Source organism: Aestuariirhabdus haliotis (genome assembly GCF_023509475.1).
Classification (GTDB): domain Bacteria; phylum Pseudomonadota; class Gammaproteobacteria; order Pseudomonadales; family Aestuariirhabdaceae; genus Aestuariirhabdus; species Aestuariirhabdus haliotis.
The window spans coordinates 1-1,498 of the sequence record NZ_JAKSDZ010000096.1; the positions used below are offsets into that span (position 1 = coordinate 1).

3 protein-coding genes are annotated in these 1,498 nt (G+C 45.5%); all 3 read left to right on the forward strand.

All coding sequences use genetic code 11. The features are described 5' to 3' along the window. The coding region (locus tag MIB40_RS19395) for a hypothetical protein (RefSeq protein WP_249697151.1) at positions 1–203 on the forward strand (203 nt) is incomplete at its 5' end. A gap of 223 nt (positions 204–426) precedes the next feature. Further along, positions 427–927, forward strand: a complete 501-nt coding sequence (locus MIB40_RS19400; RefSeq protein ID WP_249697152.1) for a M50 family metallopeptidase — start codon at positions 427–429, stop codon at positions 925–927. A gap of 104 nt (positions 928–1,031) precedes the next feature. Next, the gene (locus MIB40_RS19405; protein WP_406566481.1) at positions 1,032–1,331 is read left to right on the forward strand and encodes a transposase; all 300 of its coding nucleotides are present in this window, start codon (positions 1,032–1,034) and stop codon (positions 1,329–1,331) included. Positions 1,332–1,498: the final 167 nt, after the last annotated feature.

Here is a 1,498-nt window from a genome sequence, read left to right on the forward strand (position 1 = left end):
GAATTATTATCCATCTGCGCAGTGCACCCGAAGGGCGTTCTGGGGGCGCGCTTTCTTTGCTTCGTTTCTTTATCGCGAATAAAGAAATGAAGTCGCCTGCGGGGCGAAACCCGCGGAGCTTTATCAAGGAATACTGGGTCAAAAACGTACTTTATAAGAGAATAAGGGATCAGAACCCTTATCCAGCTCTCTCTGGACCATAACATCGAAAAGTTAATGAATTATGGAGCGATCGCTTAGTCACAGAGCTACCCACAGAAATACCACGCCCTCCTCGCATAAGAGGTGATTATGTTGAATGGATTTGGTTAAATAACCGGCATCAAAAACCAAGGAATGCAGGCTGTGGATAACGATTTAGCGGTTTTCGTTTTTCTACAGCCTCGTTAGGTAACCGTTCTAGTGTGTGAGATACCCATGATTGTAATGGATAGCGATGAGTACAAAGCTTGGCATGAAGTCGGCCACGCTACGGTTTGTCTACACCTTGGTGGTGATCTAGATCTTATTGAGTTTTTAGAAGAGAATTCGCAGGGCTTTGCGGTGGCTCGTGGTTGTTATGTCATGCCAGAAACAGAAAGAAGTGTCGCGTGCGGAGGGTTTGCAGCGGAAGTCTTTTTGTTGCAGTCTGGCCTTATTGCAGGAGTAGACCTAAATGACCAAAAGATTGTTTCAGAGGTGAGTGCACGTGTCTTTAGTAATGCTTGGCAAGATCATCAGGAGTTCATTGGGCGCACTGTTACTGAAGATAATGATTTCACGAAAGAAGAGAAGGAAGCATTCATGAACTACTCAATAGAGCGTGTTATGCCAATCTTCCGCCATTATGCTGAGAAAATGAAACTCGTAGTGAGCGAGCTTCTTGCCGCGAGGAGTATAAGTGGCGCCAAGGTGAGGGCAATCCTTGAAATCAATATTCCTAGATAAGGTTTGTGCCAAGTGGGCTGTTCACCTAACAAGCGCATGTTGTCGGGCTGTGAACCTCCCCCGCTTTAACGGATACCAACATCTAACTGAAGATGAGGTATCCAATGTCACGCTACAACAATCCAAGAAGAACCTGGCAGTACACAAACGAGTTTAAAACCAAAGCCGTTCAGTTGAGTCTGACGGATGGCATTCAAGTTCAAGAAGTTGCCAAAACACTGGGCATTCACCCTATGATGCTGTCACGATGGCGTAAGGAATACAGAGAAGGAAAGATCGTGGCCGATAGATGCAAGAAACTCACCGGTATCAATAAAGAGAAAAAAGAACTCACTAAGCTTAAGCTGTTAGAAAAAGAAAATGCCCGCCTTCGAGAGGAGCTTGACCTGCTAAAAAAGTGGTAACGGTTTCTTGCGGAGAAACATCAGAACAGTATCGAGTCATCCAGAAGTTCGGACGACAGCTAGGCATCACCAAGGGCACCTCTGATTAATTCAGATAGATCTCTGCGGATCCTAAAAATGGTTTTTATCAAGGCGAAGCTCGCCGTTCATGTCGAGACCTGGACAAG